The organism is Pseudomonas sp. NPDC089734 (assembly GCF_044748865.1).
Classification (GTDB): Bacteria; Pseudomonadota; Gammaproteobacteria; order Pseudomonadales; family Pseudomonadaceae; genus Aquipseudomonas.
Window position 1 is genome coordinate 1 of the sequence record NZ_JBIVGV010000019.1, and the last position, 16214, is coordinate 16214.

12 protein-coding genes and 2 tRNA genes are annotated in these 16214 nt (G+C 58.2%); 5 read left to right on the top strand and 9 right to left on the bottom strand.

Going from position 1 to position 16214, the window contains the following annotated elements:
* Positions 1-263 precede the first annotated feature (263 nt).
* Positions 264-1226 carry an NAD(P)H-quinone oxidoreductase gene (locus tag ACIPY9_RS20570; RefSeq protein ID WP_400705675.1) on the bottom strand — a complete coding sequence of 321 codons (963 nt, stop codon included), beginning with the start codon at positions 1224-1226 and terminating at the stop codon, positions 264-266.
* Positions 1227-1460: 234 nt separating this feature from the next.
* Between ACIPY9_RS20570 and ACIPY9_RS20575 the strand changes: the two genes are divergently transcribed.
* The 3 genes from ACIPY9_RS20575 (at position 1461) to ACIPY9_RS20585 (ending at position 7722) form a co-directional block, all read left to right on the top strand.
* Positions 1461-3308, top strand: coding sequence for a hypothetical protein (locus ACIPY9_RS20575; RefSeq protein WP_400705678.1), 1848 nt, complete (start codon positions 1461-1463; stop codon positions 3306-3308).
* Positions 3309-3754: 446 nt separating this feature from the next.
* Entirely contained in the window at positions 3755-5836 is a 2082-nt protein-coding gene (locus ACIPY9_RS20580; protein WP_400705681.1) for a carboxy terminal-processing peptidase, read from the top strand.
* 113 nt (positions 5837-5949) lie between these two features.
* Complete coding sequence (locus ACIPY9_RS20585) at positions 5950-7722, top strand: bifunctional diguanylate cyclase/phosphodiesterase (RefSeq protein ID WP_400705684.1); 1773 nt, start codon at positions 5950-5952, stop codon at positions 7720-7722.
* Between the two features lie 43 nt (positions 7723-7765).
* Here ACIPY9_RS20585 and ACIPY9_RS20590 read toward each other — a convergent pair whose 3' ends face one another.
* The 7 genes from ACIPY9_RS20590 to ACIPY9_RS20620 form a co-directional block, all read right to left on the bottom strand.
* The gene (locus ACIPY9_RS20590) at positions 7766-8131 is read right to left on the bottom strand and encodes a hypothetical protein (protein WP_400705687.1); all 366 of its coding nucleotides are present in this window, start codon (positions 8129-8131) and stop codon (positions 7766-7768) included.
* Positions 8128-8469 carry a helix-turn-helix domain-containing protein gene (locus ACIPY9_RS20595; protein ID WP_400705690.1) on the bottom strand — a complete coding sequence of 114 codons (342 nt, stop codon included), beginning with the start codon at positions 8467-8469 and terminating at the stop codon, positions 8128-8130. Before ACIPY9_RS20595 ends, ACIPY9_RS20590 begins: the two co-directional genes overlap by 4 nt.
* 101 nt (positions 8470-8570) lie before the next feature.
* On the bottom strand, positions 8571-9023 hold the full coding sequence (locus ACIPY9_RS20600; protein ID WP_400705693.1) for a YkvA family protein: 453 nt from the start codon (positions 9021-9023) through the stop codon (positions 8571-8573).
* A gap of 358 nt (positions 9024-9381) precedes the next feature.
* Positions 9382-10128: an FKBP-type peptidyl-prolyl cis-trans isomerase gene (locus ACIPY9_RS20605; protein WP_200999817.1), complete on the bottom strand. Its 747-nt coding sequence runs from the start codon at positions 10126-10128 to the stop codon at positions 9382-9384.
* A 177-nt stretch (positions 10129-10305) separates the two neighbouring features.
* Positions 10306-11694: a DUF4329 domain-containing protein gene (locus tag ACIPY9_RS20610; protein WP_400705697.1), complete on the bottom strand. Its 1389-nt coding sequence runs from the start codon at positions 11692-11694 to the stop codon at positions 10306-10308.
* A 221-nt stretch (positions 11695-11915) separates the two neighbouring features.
* Positions 11916-11992: transfer RNA gene (locus ACIPY9_RS20615), tRNA-Asp, on the bottom strand.
* Positions 11993-12011: 19 nt separating this feature from the next.
* A tRNA-Val gene (locus ACIPY9_RS20620) sits at positions 12012-12087 on the bottom strand.
* A 161-nt stretch (positions 12088-12248) separates the two neighbouring features.
* On the opposite strand from ACIPY9_RS20620, the gene rdgC reads away from it, so the two are divergent.
* Together rdgC and ACIPY9_RS20630 are read left to right on the top strand one after the other, a co-directional pair.
* Positions 12249-13169, top strand: coding sequence for a recombination-associated protein RdgC (rdgC, locus tag ACIPY9_RS20625; RefSeq protein WP_117164134.1), 921 nt, complete (start codon positions 12249-12251; stop codon positions 13167-13169).
* A gap of 83 nt (positions 13170-13252) precedes the next feature.
* Positions 13253-14221 carry a bile acid:sodium symporter family protein gene (locus ACIPY9_RS20630; RefSeq protein WP_400705700.1) on the top strand — a complete coding sequence of 323 codons (969 nt, stop codon included), beginning with the start codon at positions 13253-13255 and terminating at the stop codon, positions 14219-14221.
* 63 nt (positions 14222-14284) lie between these two features.
* Here the strand turns inward: ACIPY9_RS20630 and ACIPY9_RS20635 are convergent, their stop codons facing one another.
* Complete coding sequence (locus tag ACIPY9_RS20635) at positions 14285-16159, bottom strand: MFS transporter (RefSeq protein WP_400705703.1); 1875 nt, start codon at positions 16157-16159, stop codon at positions 14285-14287.
* Between the last annotated feature and the right edge of the window lie 55 nt (positions 16160-16214).

Below are 16214 nucleotides of genomic sequence, written 5' to 3' on the forward strand. Positions count from 1 at the left end.
GGCCATGGATGGCCCATCGGCGCGGCCCCATGGAACAACGCCGGAGCAAGGGAACCCCGCCGTCAGGCGGGGCCGAACCGGAGCCCATGGTTTCGCCCCTTTGCCGAAACAAAGGGGCCCGCCGTAAAGGCGGAACCCGTAGGAGCGGATTTATCCGCGAAAAAGCTTCATCCAATCCGGATATGCCCACTGACGAGAAACGATACATTCCCCACACCCGCGCAGGCAGAACAAATGCATTCCCGGATAAATCCGGTCCTACATCAGCTCAAGCTCTCATCAATCACCAGCACAATCTTGCCCGACACCTGATTGGTCGCCAACTCCGCAAAGGCCGCTTCGGCGTCCTTGATCGGGAAAGTCCTGGCCAGTTGCGGCTTGAGACGACCTTCAGTGAACAGCGGCCAGACATGCTGCCCCAGATCACTGAGCAGATCAGCCTTGAACTGTTCATCACGGCTACGCAAGGTAGAACCCAGAATCTGGATACGCTTGCCCAGAACCTGAGCCAGATCCAGCTGGGCATCACGCCCGCCCATCAGGCCGATCAATACCCAGCGACCATCGAGCCCGAGCAGTTTGACGTTCAGCCCCGCGTAATGGGCCCCGACCGGGTCGAGAACCACATCGAACGGTGCAAAGTCACTGAGACTTTCCAGACTGTCGCTACGTACTACGCCGCCCTGCGCTCCCAGCTCGACACAATACGCCAGACGCTCGGTCGAGCCGACGCTGACCCATACCGGGTTGCCGAACGCCTTGCAGAGCTGAATACCTGCTGAACCCACGCCACTGGCCCCGGCATGCAACAAGACTTTTTCGCCAGGCTTCAGACCCGCCAGTTGAAACAGGTTCAACCAGGCCGTGGCATAGACTTCCGGGATCCCGGCAGCTTCATGCAACGACAACCCTTCAGGCACAGGCAGCACATGACGTGCATCGACCACCACTTCTTCGGCCATGGCCCCGCCCGCCAACAACGCGCAGACACGGTCCCCGACCTGCCAGGAAGTGCCCGGACCGACTTCGTCGATCACGCCCGAGCACTCCAGACCAATGATGGACGTGACGCCCGGCGGTGGCGGATACAACCCGGCACGCTGTAACAAATCGGCCCGGTTCAGGCCCGCAGCAGCCACCTTGATACGCACCTGCCCTACATCGAGGGCCGGACTTGGCTCTTCGACCCATTCCACACGTCCTTCAACGCCTTGTAGTGCCTTCACAGTGCCTCCATCGTGAGTCAAGACTGAACCCAAGGCTGTCGCCCCGAGCTGTTGCATTATGCGGCCGGGTCCACGAATGGGCGACCTTTAATCTGCCGACTGTCCGGCACTGTCATTTCTGACAGTGACAAGCAGGTTCATCGATTAAATACTCCCCTGGCACTCCTGCAGCGCAGGACTCCGGAAAGGATTTTGGAGACTTCAAGGAGGTTATCACTCAGCAAGGAGCCATTCGTGAATACGTCCTCACCCCCACAAAACCAGCAAACCGGGCAACTGACTGCCCTGCATATCCCTTCCATCGACCTTGGCGGCAAAAACGGGCTGGGCTGGGCCGATCTGAAAGACCCACTGAAAGGTGTAGCACTGTTCGCAATCACACCAACGGCAACAGTCAAAGGCGACCTCATCGAGTTGCTGTGGAACGGCCAGGTTATCCAGAATCTGCTCGCGAGCCCTGACCGGCCCTCCATCGACTTTTCAGTGCTGCCTCAGGATATTCCCGATGACCCGGAAGTGTCCGAGGTGTTCTACCGGATCACACCCGCAGCGGGCGGTGCACCTGAGGACTCTCCCGTGCGCCAGGTACAGGTCAAACGCAGCGTGCCGGGTGGCCTCGATACGGATAACCACACGCCCTACATCAATGAAAACCTGGCGACTGTCGAAAACCTGCCCTCGAATATCGACATGCCAGCCGACCTGACGCTGACCATCCCCGCCTGGGACAACATGCAGGAAGGCGACGTCCTCCGCCTGTTCTGGACGAGCAACGAATTCGTCGTCGAAAATCCGCCACTGCCTGTGGATCAGGCAGGCAAGCCGCAAACCCTTATTGTCAGCGCCGCGTTGCAAATAGCAGCTGGCAACGGTGACAACCTGACGGTCTATTACGAGATCCGCGACCGGGTGGGCAACTGGTCGGGCTATTCGCTCGTCGCATTTACCAGCATCGATATCCTGGTGCTGCCTGCGCCGATGGTAGAAGAAGCGCCCAACGGCGAGCTGGACCCTATGCTGGGCGTGGCAGGTGCAACTGTGGTGGTGGCTTACCCCGACATGCGTGATACCGACAGCATTCGCGTACGCTGGGACAGCGACGAGGACGTGACCGATCCGCCTTCCCAACCCGGCAATCCTGCAGCAAGCGTGCAGTTCACCGTCACGCCCGATGCAATTGCATCGGGTGTGGGCAAGACACTCCCGATCACTTATGTCGTTACCCGAGGAACAGACGAACAGGAATCCGAGCCTCTGCCCTTGAAAATACAGCCGATACCTGAGTCTGCCCTGCCGAAGCCAGAAGTCCCGCTAGCCAGTTGGCACAAGACCCTGACAGTCCAGCGATTGGTAAAGGATATCGATCTAAACGTGAAAGTGTGGCCGTTCATCGCGATCGGTCAGCGCATCTGGCTGCGTTTTGAAGGCACCGCCCATGATGGCTCGGTCCATAACTGGAATCACCCGACCTGGCAGGATTTCGCGATTACCACTGCTACAGCCCAAAGTACCCAAGTGGCATTGAGTGAACTGCAAAAACTCAAGGGCGGCAGTGACCTGCGGCTGATCATGGAAATATCGTTCGATGGCGGACTGACCCGGACATCTCTCCCGATCGAAACGCTGGGAATCATTTTTTATTACCCTGTCACAGGTGCCGAAAACTGGCATACCTTCCCGAAAGAGGAGTTGCCACTGGATCTTTATGTGCCATGCTCGGACGGCTCGCACCTCAGGGTATTCGGCGCCCCTGCATTCATTGTGGACGTGAGAGATACCTATCCCTCGTTCAGCGAACATACGCTTCAGCTCGCACCGAATTGCAATATCTTATTTGGTTTCGGGGGCTTTATCGAAAGGCTGACCTTATCTCATGTAAGAGCGGACTCAGATGAGAACTACATCAGCTTCTTCGACATCATGGAGACTGAGGTCGAAAGAGAGCCACTACACTCGGGTGTAGATTTCATCAGGTACCAAAAGGATTTCACCTGGCCCTGCCTGTATTTCCGGATAATTTTGAAGAACAACACAGACACCGTATTGCTGGACAACCTGAACTGGTACGCATGGAGCCCTTGAGCCGGCTCCAGCTCCTGAACCGCTGATCCAGCAGATGCAGGATCTCTAACAGAATCAGGCGAGGTTTTGATGGAATACATCCGCCCGCCTGACCCCACTTTCACAATGCATGCATTGAGCAAAAGCTGAATGCTGGCTGAATCGACACCATTTGGCACCAATGCCCTCCAATGACTTCAGAGACCGGCCTATCGCATCCTGTAACGCGGCAGGCGTGGCACTCTGGACAGGAACGCACTCTTCATCCACTCCCTGACCTGATGCCTTCAGCCCCGGAACATATGCTTCGACGCCTTGCAATGCCTTCACAGTGCCTCCATAGTGAGTCCAGACTGAGCCCGAAGCCGTTTGCCCGGGCTTTTGCATTATGCGGCCGGGTCCGAAGGAACCGGCGACCTCAAAGACGGCCTAATATGCGTTATCAATTGTCACCACGTCGAATCAGCATGAAGCACTTATTCCCAAGCACCGCCCTTGCACTGTTTATCGGCCTGAGCGTCTTGCCGATGTCAGCCAGCACCTTTGCCGCCAACAGCTGGGACAACCTTCAGCCTGACCGCGACGAAGTGGTTGCCAGCCTCAACGTGGTTGAGCTGCTCAAGCGACATCACTACAGCAAGCCACCTCTGGACGACAAACGCTCGATCATCATCTATCAGAGCTACCTGAAGCTTCTGGACCCGGCTCGCAGCTATTTCACGGCCAGCGACATCACCGAATTCGACAAGTGGCAGACCCAGTTCGATGATTTCCTCAAGAGCGGCGACCTGAACCCCGGGTTCATCATCTACAAGCGTTATCTGGATCGCGTGAAGGCGCGTATGGATTTCGTGCTGGCCGAGTTGAACAAGGGCGTCGACAAGCTCGACTTCAATGCCAAGGAAACCCTGCTGGTAGACCGCAAGGACGCCGCATGGCCGAAGAATGAAGCCGAACTGGACGACCTGTGGCGCAAACGCGTGAAGGATGAGGTCCTGCGCCTGAAGATCGCGGGCAAGGACCCGTCGAAAATCCAGGAAACCCTGACCAAGCGCTACAAGAATCAACTGGCACGTCTGGGCCAGACCCGCGCCGAAGATATCTTCCAGGCGTACATCAACACCTTCGCCATGTCCTACGATCCGCACACCAACTACCTGTCTCCTGACAGCGCGGAGAACTTCGACATCAACATGAGCCTGTCGCTGGAAGGCATCGGCGCCGTGTTGCAGAGCGATAACGACAACGTGAAGATCGTGCGTCTGGTGCCAGCAGGTCCGGCCGCCAAGACCAAGCAGGTCGCTCCGGCCGACAAGATCGTCGGTGTCGCCCAGGGCGACAAGGAAATGGTCGACGTGATCGGCTGGCGCCTGGACGAAGTGGTCAAGCTGATCCGCGGCCCTAAAGGCTCGGTGGTTCGCCTGGAAGTCATCCCGGCCAGCAACGCGCCGAACGACCAGACCAGCAAGATCGTTTCCATCACCCGCGAAGCGGTCAAGCTTGAAGAACAGGCAGCGAAGAAGTCGATCCTGCACCTGAATCAGGATGGCCGTGACTACAAGCTCGGCGTCATTGAAATTCCCGCGTTCTACCTGGACTTCAAGGCCTACCGCGCCGGCGATCCCGAGTACAAGAGCACCACGCGCGACGTCAAGAAGCTGCTGACCGAGCTCAAGAGCGAGAACGTCGATGGCATCGTGCTGGACCTTCGCAACAATGGCGGTGGTTCGTTGCAGGAAGCCACCGAGCTGACCAGCCTGTTCATCGAACAGGGTCCGACCGTGCTGGTGCGCAATGCCGACGGCAAGGTCGACGTACTGGAAGACGAAGCCAAGGGTGCCTTCTACAAAGGCCCGATGGCGTTGCTGGTCAACCGCCTCTCGGCCTCGGCCTCGGAAATTTTCGCAGGCGCCATGCAGGATTATCACCGTGCACTGGTGATCGGCGGGCAGACCTTCGGCAAAGGCACCGTGCAGACCATTCAGCCGCTCAATCATGGCGAACTGAAACTGACGCTGGCCAAGTTCTACCGGGTTTCCGGTCAGAGCACCCAGCATCAGGGCGTGGTCCCCGATATCACCTATCCGTCGTTGATCGACACCAAGGAAATCGGTGAAAGCGCCCTGCCTGAAGCCATGCCGTGGGACAGCATCAAACCGGCGATCCGCCCAGCCATCGATCCGTTCAAACCGTTCCTGGCGCAGTTGCAGGCACGGCATGACACTCGCACGGCCAAGAACGCCGAGTTTGTGTTCATCGAAGATCGCCTGGCCCTGGCCAAGAAGCTGATGAGCGAGAAGACCGTCAGCCTCAATGAAGCCGACCGTCGTGCCGAACACAGCGCCATCGAAAGCAAGCAGCTGGCCCTTGAAAACACTCGCCGCAAGGCCAAGGGCGAAGAGCCGCTCAAGGAGCTGAAGAAAGAGGACGAAGATGCATTGCCGGTAGAAAACGAGAAGACCAAGCCCGAGGACGATGCCTACCTGGCAGAGACCGGCCGGATTCTGATCGACTACCTGGGCCTGAGCGCGTCAGTGGCAAAGAAATAAGCCCTACGATTAATGGCGATTTAATGGCATTTGTCATCAAACAGTCATTAAGCTGTCGTGAAATATGGGGCTGGACGCACATGCGTTCAGCCCCTTTTTAATAAGAGACCGCCATGACGATGACCGAACAGTTGAGCGCACTGAGTTCTATTCTGGCTCGTAGTGATTTGCAAAGCCTGTTCCAGCCCATCGTCTCGCTTTCAGAGCGCCGTATCCTCGGCTACGAAGCCCTGACTCGCGGCCCCTCCAACAGCAAGCTGCACTCCCCCATCAACCTGTTTTCCGTGGCACGCCAGGCCGGTCGCCTCAGCGAACTGGAACTGGTCTGCCGAGAAAGCGCCTGCCGCCGTTTCAGTCAGCAGAAACTGCCCGGCAAGCTGTTTCTCAATGTCTCCCCCGAATCCCTGCTGGAAATCACCCATCCACCGGGGCGCACGCTCGAGATGCTGCAACGTCATGACATCGCCCCGAAAGATGTCGTGATCGAACTGACCGAGCAGATGCCAACCGACGATTTCGAGCTGCTGTACAACGCTCTGCACCATTATCGCGACATGGGTTTTTCCATCGCCCTCGATGACCTGGGAGCCGGTTATTCCAGCCTGCGGCTGTGGTCGGAGCTGCGTCCCGATTATGTGAAGATCGATCGTCACTTCATCGACGGCATCCATCAGGACGCCGTCAAACGCGAATTCGTCGGCTCCATGCTGCAAATGGCCAAGGCCTCCCGGGCAACCGTGATCGCCGAAGGCATAGAACTGCCGGAAGAGCTGGCGACCCTGACCGACATGGGTGTGGATCTGGTCCAGGGCTACCTGCTGGCCCGGCCACAGGAGCGGCCGCCTCGCGACACACGGGCCATGCTTCCCAAGACCGAGGTGGCCACCGCCTCCTTGAATGAAGATGCCTCCGACCTGAGCGCCCTGCTCAACCCGCAACCTTCGGTGAACCAGGAAACGCCCACCGCCGATGTGCTTGAGGCCTTTCGCAAACAGGCGAACCTCAACTCTCTGGCCGTATTGGATCAGGACGACAAGCCCTGTGGCATCGTTCACCGTCACTCCTTGTCCGAAGTGCTGCTCAAACCCTTCGGTACCGAGCTGTTTGCCCGTAAACCGATCAGCCGCCTGATGAGCGATGACTTCCTGGCCGTGGAAGTCAGCCAGTCGTTGCAACAGGTCAGCCGCCTGCTGACCAGTCGGGCCCGCCAGCGTATCGAAGAAGACTTCATCATCACCAACAATGGTGTCTACGTCGGGCTGGGACGGGTGATCGACGTACTCAAGCTGATCACCGAACTGAAGATCCAGCAGGCCCGCTACGCCAACCCGCTGACCCTGTTACCGGGTAACGTGCCGATCCAGCAATGCCTGACGCGCCTGCTGCAACAGAAACGCGAATCGATGATCTGCTATGTCGATATCGACAGCTTCAAGCCATTCAACGATATCTACGGCTACGCCCGCGGTGACGAGGTGTTGCTCTGTCTGGCGCAATGCCTGAACGACCGGATCGACCCGAGCCGGGACTTTGTCGGCCATATTGGCGGCGATGATTTTCTGATGGTGCTGGGGTTCGAGGACTGGGAAAAGCGCCTTCAGCTACTGCTCGATGATTTCCAGAATCAGTGCCGACGCTTCTACAGGGCAGAACACCTGGAGTCCGGCTGCTTCATCGCCCTCAACCGCCAGGGGCAACGGCAGGAATTCCCGCTACTGTCCCTGTCCATCGGGGTCGTGCACCTGCATGAAGAAAGCTGCTCGCAGGTGGATGCCAGCCAACTGGCCGATCTCGCCTCACAGGCCAAGCACTTCGCCAAGGATGTAACGGGTGCCAGCGTGCACGTGATCGACTCGCTACGGGTGGACTTGTTGTCCAGCGCCTGATGCAAGCAGGCAGGAGCGAATTCATTCGCGAATGAATTCGCTCCTACAACGGATCAGGGTAGGAAAACTCGAATACCCGGACCACTTCCGAAGCGTGCCATGCCGCAGCGGCTACGCCGTCGGAGGGGCCGGAGAATCGGCCCAGCCGCTCGACACACTCAAAGAAACCGGTACGCGGCAAACGGCTCGCGCCCTGACTGATAACCAGGGAACTGCGCAATGGCTGTTCGGCCTGTACGTCCAGAGCGGCCAGATGCTCGAGGGCCGCCGTGAGAGTCAGCATGGCCGGGCTGGGCAATTGCAGACGCTCCAGCAATGCCCGGTAAGTCACCAGATGCCGCTGACTGCGGGCATGTTCCAATTCACTCAACAGTCCATCCCAGTGCTGACGGCTGATGCGTACACTCATGGCTGGCTTCTCCAGCCGGGAAGCCCCAGCTCCCATGCCAGGCTGCGCTTGATCGCGGCATCGGGTTCCCGGGTCCCGTTCTCGATCAGTTCCAGGTAGGAGGGGCTGATGCCCACCGAGCGGGCCAGGTTGACCGCCTCAAGCCCCTTGGCCTGACGCAGAACGGCCAACTGGTCGAAATCGGGGTAATCGGCGCTGCTTGCGACGGGTGTCGCCTGGGCAGGTTCCGGGCGTGCCTTGCTCGTCAGCCCCGCCGCCTGCAGGAGTGCCTGGTACTGAGCCCACGGCAGAACTGCATACTCCGGCTCTCCATCACGAGAAATCACTTGAAGATCCATACATTCCCCCCAGAACGAAAACACATTTTGAACAGATTGGCTCCAAGCCTCGGGCATATTAACAGTGGATGACAACAGGTTGTGTAACAGACCTGACACCTTCAGTCCTTGCGTCCCTCCCGCTCCAGCAATGCCTGAGTGTCTGGCAGCCGTTCGACCACGACCAGTTTCTCCGGTGGCTGTCGCTCACGCCAGGCACGAAAGGCATCCAGTTCGTCCGTCAGGTGCTTCATGATCCAGGCCAGCACGGCAATGTCATCGAACATGCCCAGACCCGGAATCCAGTCAGGAATGGCGTCCAGCGGGCTGAGGAAGTACATCAGCCCCGCGACGATGGACAGAATGGCCTTGGGGCTGATATCGCGGTATTCGCCCCGCCAGTAAGCCAGGCACAGGGCCTGCAGCAAACGCAGGTCTTCCTTGATCCGGCCCAGGCGACTGCCTTCGGTGGCGCCCTTGCGCGCCACGGCAAACAGAAGGCCCGGCAGCCGACCCGCTGCAAGCAGGCGTCGGGCTCCGGGAAGGTAACGAATAAAGTTCCAGGGTGCTTTCATGTTCACTCCCGTTTAAAAAGGTGGTGTCCGTAAACGACTCCAGTCCTTTGACTGCCTGCAAGGTTATCCACATAAGCTGTGGATAACCTTGTGAACAGCAGCCTGTTTCATCCCTGAACCCCCCGCCGTACGGGGGTCCCGGTTAAATCGGGCATTTTTTACTCACATAAAAAAAGCCTATGAAATCGTTGACTTACACGTTTATCGCGGCTAGCCCACAGGTGTTCATGCAGACTGTAGGACAATCTTCGCCGCACCATGATAGTGGGACTGTACGGCTAACGAAGCGTTCGGGAAATACGCCAGATACAAAAACGCCCTGTCGAGACAGGGCGTTTTCAGACAACGGAGCCGAGAATTACTTCTTGGCCTTGGCCGGAGCCGGCTCTTCTTCCGCTTCAGGAGCAGCAGCCGGATCCTTGATGCCGATCAGCTCCAGGTCGAAGACCAGAACCGAGTTGGCAGGGATCATCGGGCTCGGGCTCTGGGCACCGTAGGCCAGATCGCTCGGGATGAAGAGCTTGATCTTCTCGCCGACGTGCATCAGTTGCAGGCCTTCGACCCAGCCAGGAATCACACCGCCAACAGGCAGGTCGATCGGGCTGCCGCGCTCGACGGAGCTGTCGAACACCTTGCCGTCGGTCAGCTTGCCTTCGTAATGAACGGTCACGACGTCAGTCGGCTTTGGCTGAGGACCGTCGGCTTTCTTGACGATTTCATACTGCAGACCGGAAGCGGTGGTGACGACACCCGGCTTCTTGCCGTTTTCCTCGAGGAATTTCTTGCCGGCTGCCGCCGACTCTTCGCTCAGCTTGGCCATACGCTCTTCAGCACGCTTCTGCAGCGCAGCAAAGGCTTCAACCAGCTCTTCGTCCTTGAGTTTTTGATCTTTCTTGCCGACGGCGTCTTCGATACCCAGGGCCACAGCCTTGGAATCCAGATCGTCCATCCCTTCCTGAGCCAGGCTCTTGCCCATGTTCAGGCCAATACCATACGACGCTTTTTGTGCCGGGGTTTTCAGCTCTACAGTGCTGGCTTGTTTATCACAACCTGCGAGTACCAGACCGACCAGGGCAATCGCCGCTGCCAACCGATGCTGTTTCATGCTAATTCCTTGTCCATGCGCCAATAGGGCAAACGAGTAAAGCCGCGAGCTTATCAGGCCGCCGCGATCAATGGCTACCGGCATGAGAGGCACATAAGCGCGATAAGTTCAGGTAAATAAAGGTTTTCTCCGGTTTACGCCGCACCGTTCAGTCGCAGTTCAGTTTCCGGCACCGGATCAGGAAGGGGTCACGACCCCGGCTTTGGGCCAGTTTCGACTGATCTGTATCACCCGCAGACGCCCTGCCCTGGCCAGCATGTCGACAAAATCCGATGACCGGAGCGTGCCCGCCGACAGCCGCGCCTGCACCGACTCGTCCCCTGAATAGGCCCGTGAAACCTGCCTGAGCAACCGGTATTCCTCATCCGAACAGCTGGGCGTATACCCCAGCAAGGCCCCGTCGGGGGATGAAAAATAGATCTCTGACATTATGAAGCCATAACGGACGGGGATCAGTTTCGAGCGTCGTGTCGGCACGTAGCGATACTCGAACATGCGATGCAGATCGTCCGGCTGAAAGAAAGGACGCCCGTCCTGCCGGGCAGCGTCAGGAACAACGGTATCCGGAGCAAAATACATCCCGTCGATGCGATACCCCTCAGGCAACGCGGGCCGGTAATACTCATCGGGATGAAATATTGAACAGGGTGCATACACCATGCTTCCGTCCTGCAGCACCGGCTCTGCGGCCCGATATATGCCACGACGGGGATCCCTCAACAGAAAGCCGACGGCCAGAGAATGGGCTCGCTCCCCGATCCGGGCATGTACATAACGGGCAGCCTCATCGGCACTGCCGAATTCGGGACTCAGAGACAACGGTGCGGGCGGCCAGACAACATCGCAGGCAACCGGCTCAGGCATTTCAGGATAAGGCTTCCAGTCATCCGCGACCCTGCCAGGCTTGCCCCACAGGCGACTGGCCACCACCACATGAAGATCCCCGGCCCCGGCCAGCAACCGGACCACATCGCCAGGCATGAGCGTTCGGGCACGCAAGGCCCGGTACAGCTCACTGAGCTCATAAAGATGAGGCCTGTCAGCCGGGCCGGACACTCGTGCGAACAGTTTTTTCTCAGCTTCGGAATGAGACAGGGTGTATTTGATCAATGAGCCATCCGGCCCCGAAAGATAGGTTACGGGACAGTAGGCGCTGTCGTCGATCACGGCATAAATGTCGGCCACGGACAAAACGTTGGGGTACGTGTCCCTTTCATGCTCAGGCCAGGCATCGAGACCGACCGAAAACGAAGGGTGGGAATGATAGATCGCATAGTCCTCATGACCCAGCGGGTAAAAGACATACCCCTCCTTTTCATGACTCGGAAAGACTTCATTGGGATCGAATTGAAAGGTCTTGCCCGCCATCGGCTCGGTGGCGACGTACTTGCCATCCTTGCGAACCATAATGAAGCCGCCGTATTCCCGGTCGCGCCTGCTCCCTATGACCTCATGAACATGACGCGCCAGCTCATCGGGATCATCGAAAGGCTCACTGAGCGCGGGCATACCGGGATGAGAGGCATAAGGGACCGAGCGCCGGGTCCGTCGTCGTAGTGCTTGCATATGCAGATTCCTTGGATGAAATCCGCAGCGTAGGGGCTGCCCAAGGGAAAACATGTATAGGCAGATATGACATGGCGCTCTGAAAAACAGGCAAGGTATTGCCGCCAGGCCAGGAGGAGTATGAACAGAAGAGGAAAACGAGACGGCCGGAAAGCAAAAAAGCGACCCTAAGGTCGCTTTTCTGTGTGCTTCAAGGAGTTCAAGGGCCTTGAAGCGAGATATGGCGCAGCGGACGGGACTCGAACCCGCGACCCCCGGCGTGACAGGCCGGTATTCTAACCGACTGAACTACCGCTGCGCGTAACACTAAGAGAGATTGGTGGGTGATGACGGGATCGAACCGCCGACCCTCTGCTTGTAAGGCAGATGCTCTCCCGGCTGAGCTAATCACCCTTCACTCTCGGTGTGGCGCGCATTCTACGGAGCGCCCCCTACTCTGGCAAGCACTTTTTCAAATAATTTTTATAATCCTTCCAAAGGCTTAGCGCAGGGTTGGCCCCGGAGGCGGAGCAGCGAATAATGCCCCCCTTTGTATGGAAGGAGAGATTCACCTCATGTGGTTCAAAAACCTGCTTATCTATCGCCTGACCCAGGATGTACCTTTTGACGCCGAGGCGCTGGAAACCGCACTGGCGACCAAACCGGCCCGCGCTTGTGCCAGCCAGGAGTTGACCACTTACGGTTTCGTTGCGCCGTTCGGCAAGGGCGAAGACGCTCCCCTGGTACATGTCAGCCAGGACTTCCTGCTGATTGCCGCCCGCAAGGAAGAACGCATTCTGCCCGGCAGCGTCGTCCGTGATGCCTTGAAGGAAAAGGTCGACGAGATCGAAGCCGAGCAGATGCGCAAGGTCTACAAGAAAGAACGCGATCAACTGAAGGATGAAATCATCCAGGCCTTCCTGCCTCGCGCCTTTATCCGTCGCTCAGCCACCTTCGCCGCCATTGCGCCGAAACAGGGCCTGATTCTGGTCAACGCCTCCAGCCCCAAGCGTGCCGAAGACCTGCTGTCGACGCTGCGTGAAGTGATCGGCTCCCTGCCGGTCCGCCCATTGACCGTCAAGACCGCTCCGAGCGCGATCATGACCGACTGGGTCAAGACCCAGAAAGCCGCCGACAACTTCTTCGTACTGGACGAATGCGAACTGCGCGACACCCACGAAGATGGCGGCATCGTGCGTTGCAAGCGTCAGGACCTGACCAGCGATGAAATCCAGCTGCACCTGAACACCGGCAAGGTCGTGACCCAGCTTTCCCTGGCCTGGCAGGACAAACTGTCGTTCGTGCTGGACGACAAGCTGGTGGTCAAGCGCCTGAAGTTCGAGGACTTGCTGCAGGATCAGGCCGAGCAGGACGGCGGCGATGAAGCCCTGGGCCAACTGGACGCCAGCTTCACCCTGATGATGCTGACCTTCGGCGAGTTCCTCCCGGAACTGTTCGAGGCACTGGGCGGAGAGGAAATCCCGCAAGGGATCTGATCCGCTGAATCAGTGCTGCATGAGAACGCCGCCTACAGAGATAGACGGCGTTTCTTTTTATAAACAAGAAAAAGGAGCAAGCCATGCGGGCGTTGGTAGCCTTGAGTCGTTTTGTAGGGAATACGTTTGCGTACTGGGTCTTGTTGTTCACCATTCTGGCGTTCATCTTTCCTCAAGCGTTCATCGGCCTGAAAGGTTTGATTATCCCGTTGCTGGGGCTGGTCATGTTCGGCATGGGCCTGACCCTCAAGCTTGAAGATTTCTCCGAAGTGGCACGCAATCCATGGCGTGTCGCGCTGGGCGTGGTCGCCCACTTCGTAATCATGCCCGGCGTGGCCTGGTTGCTGTGTCAGATCTTTCATCTGCCACCGGAAATCGCCGTGGGCGTGATTCTGGTGGGCTGCTGCCCAAGCGGCACATCGTCCAATGTCATGGCATGGCTGGCCAAGGGCGATCTGGCGCTGGCTGTCGCCATTGCGGCAGTGACCACCCTGCTCGCTCCGCTGCTGACGCCCACCCTGATCTGGTTACTGGCCTCGGCCTGGTTGCCGGTGTCCTTCCTGGGCATGCTCGAATCGATCCTGCAACTGGTCATGCTGCCAATCGTTCTGGGTGTCGTTGCCCAGCGCCTGTTGGGCGCACGCGTCAGCTATGCCGTCGATGTGTTGCCACTGGTCTCGGTCGTCAGCATCGTCATGATCGTCTGCGCCGTAGTAGCCGTCAGCCAGGCGAAAATTGCTGAATCCGGCCTGCTGATCATGGCCGTTGTGATCCTGCACAACACCTTCGGTTTCCTGCTGGGCTACTTCACTGGCAAGGTCTTCAAACTGCGGCTGCCACAGCGTAAATCCCTGGCCCTGGAAGTCGGCATGCAGAACTCCGCACTGGGTGCCGCGCTGGCCAATGCACACTTCTCGCCTCTGGCAGCCGTGCCCAGCGCGCTGTTCAGCGTCTGGCACAACATTTCGGGAGCGCTGCTCTCGACCTATTTCCGGAAAATGCCTGAAGAAGGCACGTCTCAGGCAGCGAGCAACAAGCCTGTAGAGCATTGATAAGATGACCGGCCTGGCCCCCTCCTTCGGGAGCCAGGCTGACATAAGCCTCTCAAAAACCTCTTACCGTCCGTCGCCCCTCAACAGCTTCACCTGCTCACGAACATCGACAGGTGTCGCCACCTCGGCTGCCATGGCCGGCCCTGCAACCAGGGTCACTCTCGACCAGAAGCGGCGAAACAGCCCCTTGTCCGGATCACGACTGAAAAAGCTGCCCCACAGCCCCTGCAACGCCAGCGGGATGACCGGCACAGGCGTCTCTTCGATGATCCGCGTCATTCCGCCCTTGAAGCCACTGATTTCCCCGTCGAGCGTCAGCTTGCCTTCGGGAAAGATGCAGACCAGTTCACCGTCAGCCAGATACCGGGCAATCCGCTTGAACGCCTGCTCGTAGATCTCGACGTCTTCGTTACGTCCGGCAATCGGAATGGTCCCGGCAGTGCGGAAAATGAAGTTGAGCACCGGCAGGCGGTAGATCTTGTAATACATGACAAAGCGGATCGGCCTGCGCACGGCACCGCCGATCAACAGCGCATCCACAAAGGACACATGGTTGCACACCAACAGCGCAGGGCCTTCTTCCGGGATCAGTTCCAGGTTGCGGTGTTCGACACGGTACAGGGTATGGCTGAGCATCCAGATCATGAACCGCATGGTGAACTCGGGCACGATCCTGAAGATGTAGACGTTGACCCCGACGTTCAGCAGCGACACCACCAGAAACAACTGTGGGATCGACAGCTTGGCCACGCTGAGCAGCAGGATGGAAACGATCGCCGACACGACCATGAACAGCGCATTGAGAATGTTGTTGGACGCTATGACCCGCGAGCGCTCTTTCACGGCCGTGCGGGACTGGATCAAGGCGTACAGCGGCACGATATAGAAGCCACCGAACACGCCGATCCCCAGAATATCCAGCAGCACCCACCAGCCTTGCCCATAAGAGAGCACAGCCAGCCAGTCGTTGGCCTGCACGTTCTGCGGGAAACTTCCCGAATGCCACCACAGCAACAGCCCGAACACCGTCATCCCCATGGAGCCGAACGGTACCAGCCCGATCTCGACCTTGTGACCGGACATCCGCTCGCACAGCAGCGACCCCAGTGCAATACCGATGGAGAACACGGTCAGAATCAGCGTGACAACGGTTTCATCGCCGTACATCCACTCCTTGGCATAGGCCGGAATCTGGGTCAGGTAAATCGCTCCGACGAACCAGAACCAGGAATTGCCGACAATCGAACGCGACACGGCCGGCGTCTGCCCCAGGCCCATGCGCAACGTCGCCCAGGACTGCGTGAAGATGTTCCAGTTCAGCTTCATTTCCGGAGAAGCCGCAGGCGCTTTCGGGATGCCATGGCTGGCAAGGAACCCCAGACACGCCACCAGCACAATCGCGATAGACACCACGACAGCGTAATGACCGCTGGACATCATGATCCCCGCCCCAATGGTGCCAGCGAGAATCGCCAGAAACGTGCCCATTTCCACCAGACCGTTACCGCCGACCAATTCGTGCTCCCGCAAATGTTGCGGCAGGATCGAATACTTGACCGGCCCGAACAGCGCCGAGTGAGTGCCCATGGCAAACAGCGCCAACAACATCATCCACAGATGGTTGAACAGGAACCCGACGGCACCGACCGCCATGATGCCGATCTCGGCCAGCTTGATGAGCCGGATCAGCGCATCCTTGGGGTATTTCTCGCCAAACTGCCCGGCCAGCGCCGAGAACAGAAAGAACGGCAGGATGAACAGCAGCGCGCACAGATTGACGTAGATCGAACGGTCACCGTCGATACTCAGCTTGTAGAGGATGGCAAGAATCAGCGACTGCTTGAAAATGTTGTCGTTGAATGCCCCGAGGGACTGGGTGATGAAAAACGGCAGAAAACGTCGTTTCCCGAGCAGGCTGAATTGTGACTGTTGGCTCATCGTCCGTGGTCCTGAATGGCGTTGGCAATTGGAAGGTCTGAATCCAATACGGGCC

What these genes read in the sequence shown, in the direction of transcription:
- rdgC (WP_117164134.1), top strand. Translation starts at nt 12,249, where the DNA reads ATGTGGTTCAAAAACCTGCTTATCTATCGCCTGACCCAGGATGTACCT.
- ACIPY9_RS20585 (WP_400705684.1), top strand. Translation starts at nt 5,950, where the DNA reads ATGACGATGACCGAACAGTTGAGCGCACTGAGTTCTATTCTGGCTCGT.
- ACIPY9_RS20630 (WP_400705700.1), top strand. Translation starts at nt 13,253, where the DNA reads ATGCGGGCGTTGGTAGCCTTGAGTCGTTTTGTAGGGAATACGTTTGCG.
- ACIPY9_RS20595 (WP_400705690.1), bottom strand. Translation starts at nt 8,469, where the DNA reads ATGGATCTTCAAGTGATTTCTCGTGATGGAGAGCCGGAGTATGCAGTT.
- ACIPY9_RS20590 (WP_400705687.1), bottom strand. Translation starts at nt 8,131, where the DNA reads ATGAGTGTACGCATCAGCCGTCAGCACTGGGATGGACTGTTGAGTGAA.
- ACIPY9_RS20600 (WP_400705693.1), bottom strand. Translation starts at nt 9,023, where the DNA reads ATGAAAGCACCCTGGAACTTTATTCGTTACCTTCCCGGAGCCCGACGC.
- ACIPY9_RS20580 (WP_400705681.1), top strand. Translation starts at nt 3,755, where the DNA reads ATGAAGCACTTATTCCCAAGCACCGCCCTTGCACTGTTTATCGGCCTG.
- ACIPY9_RS20605 (WP_200999817.1), bottom strand. Translation starts at nt 10,128, where the DNA reads ATGAAACAGCATCGGTTGGCAGCGGCGATTGCCCTGGTCGGTCTGGTA.
- ACIPY9_RS20635 (WP_400705703.1), bottom strand. Translation starts at nt 16,159, where the DNA reads ATGAGCCAACAGTCACAATTCAGCCTGCTCGGGAAACGACGTTTTCTG.
- ACIPY9_RS20610 (WP_400705697.1), bottom strand. Translation starts at nt 11,694, where the DNA reads ATGCAAGCACTACGACGACGGACCCGGCGCTCGGTCCCTTATGCCTCT.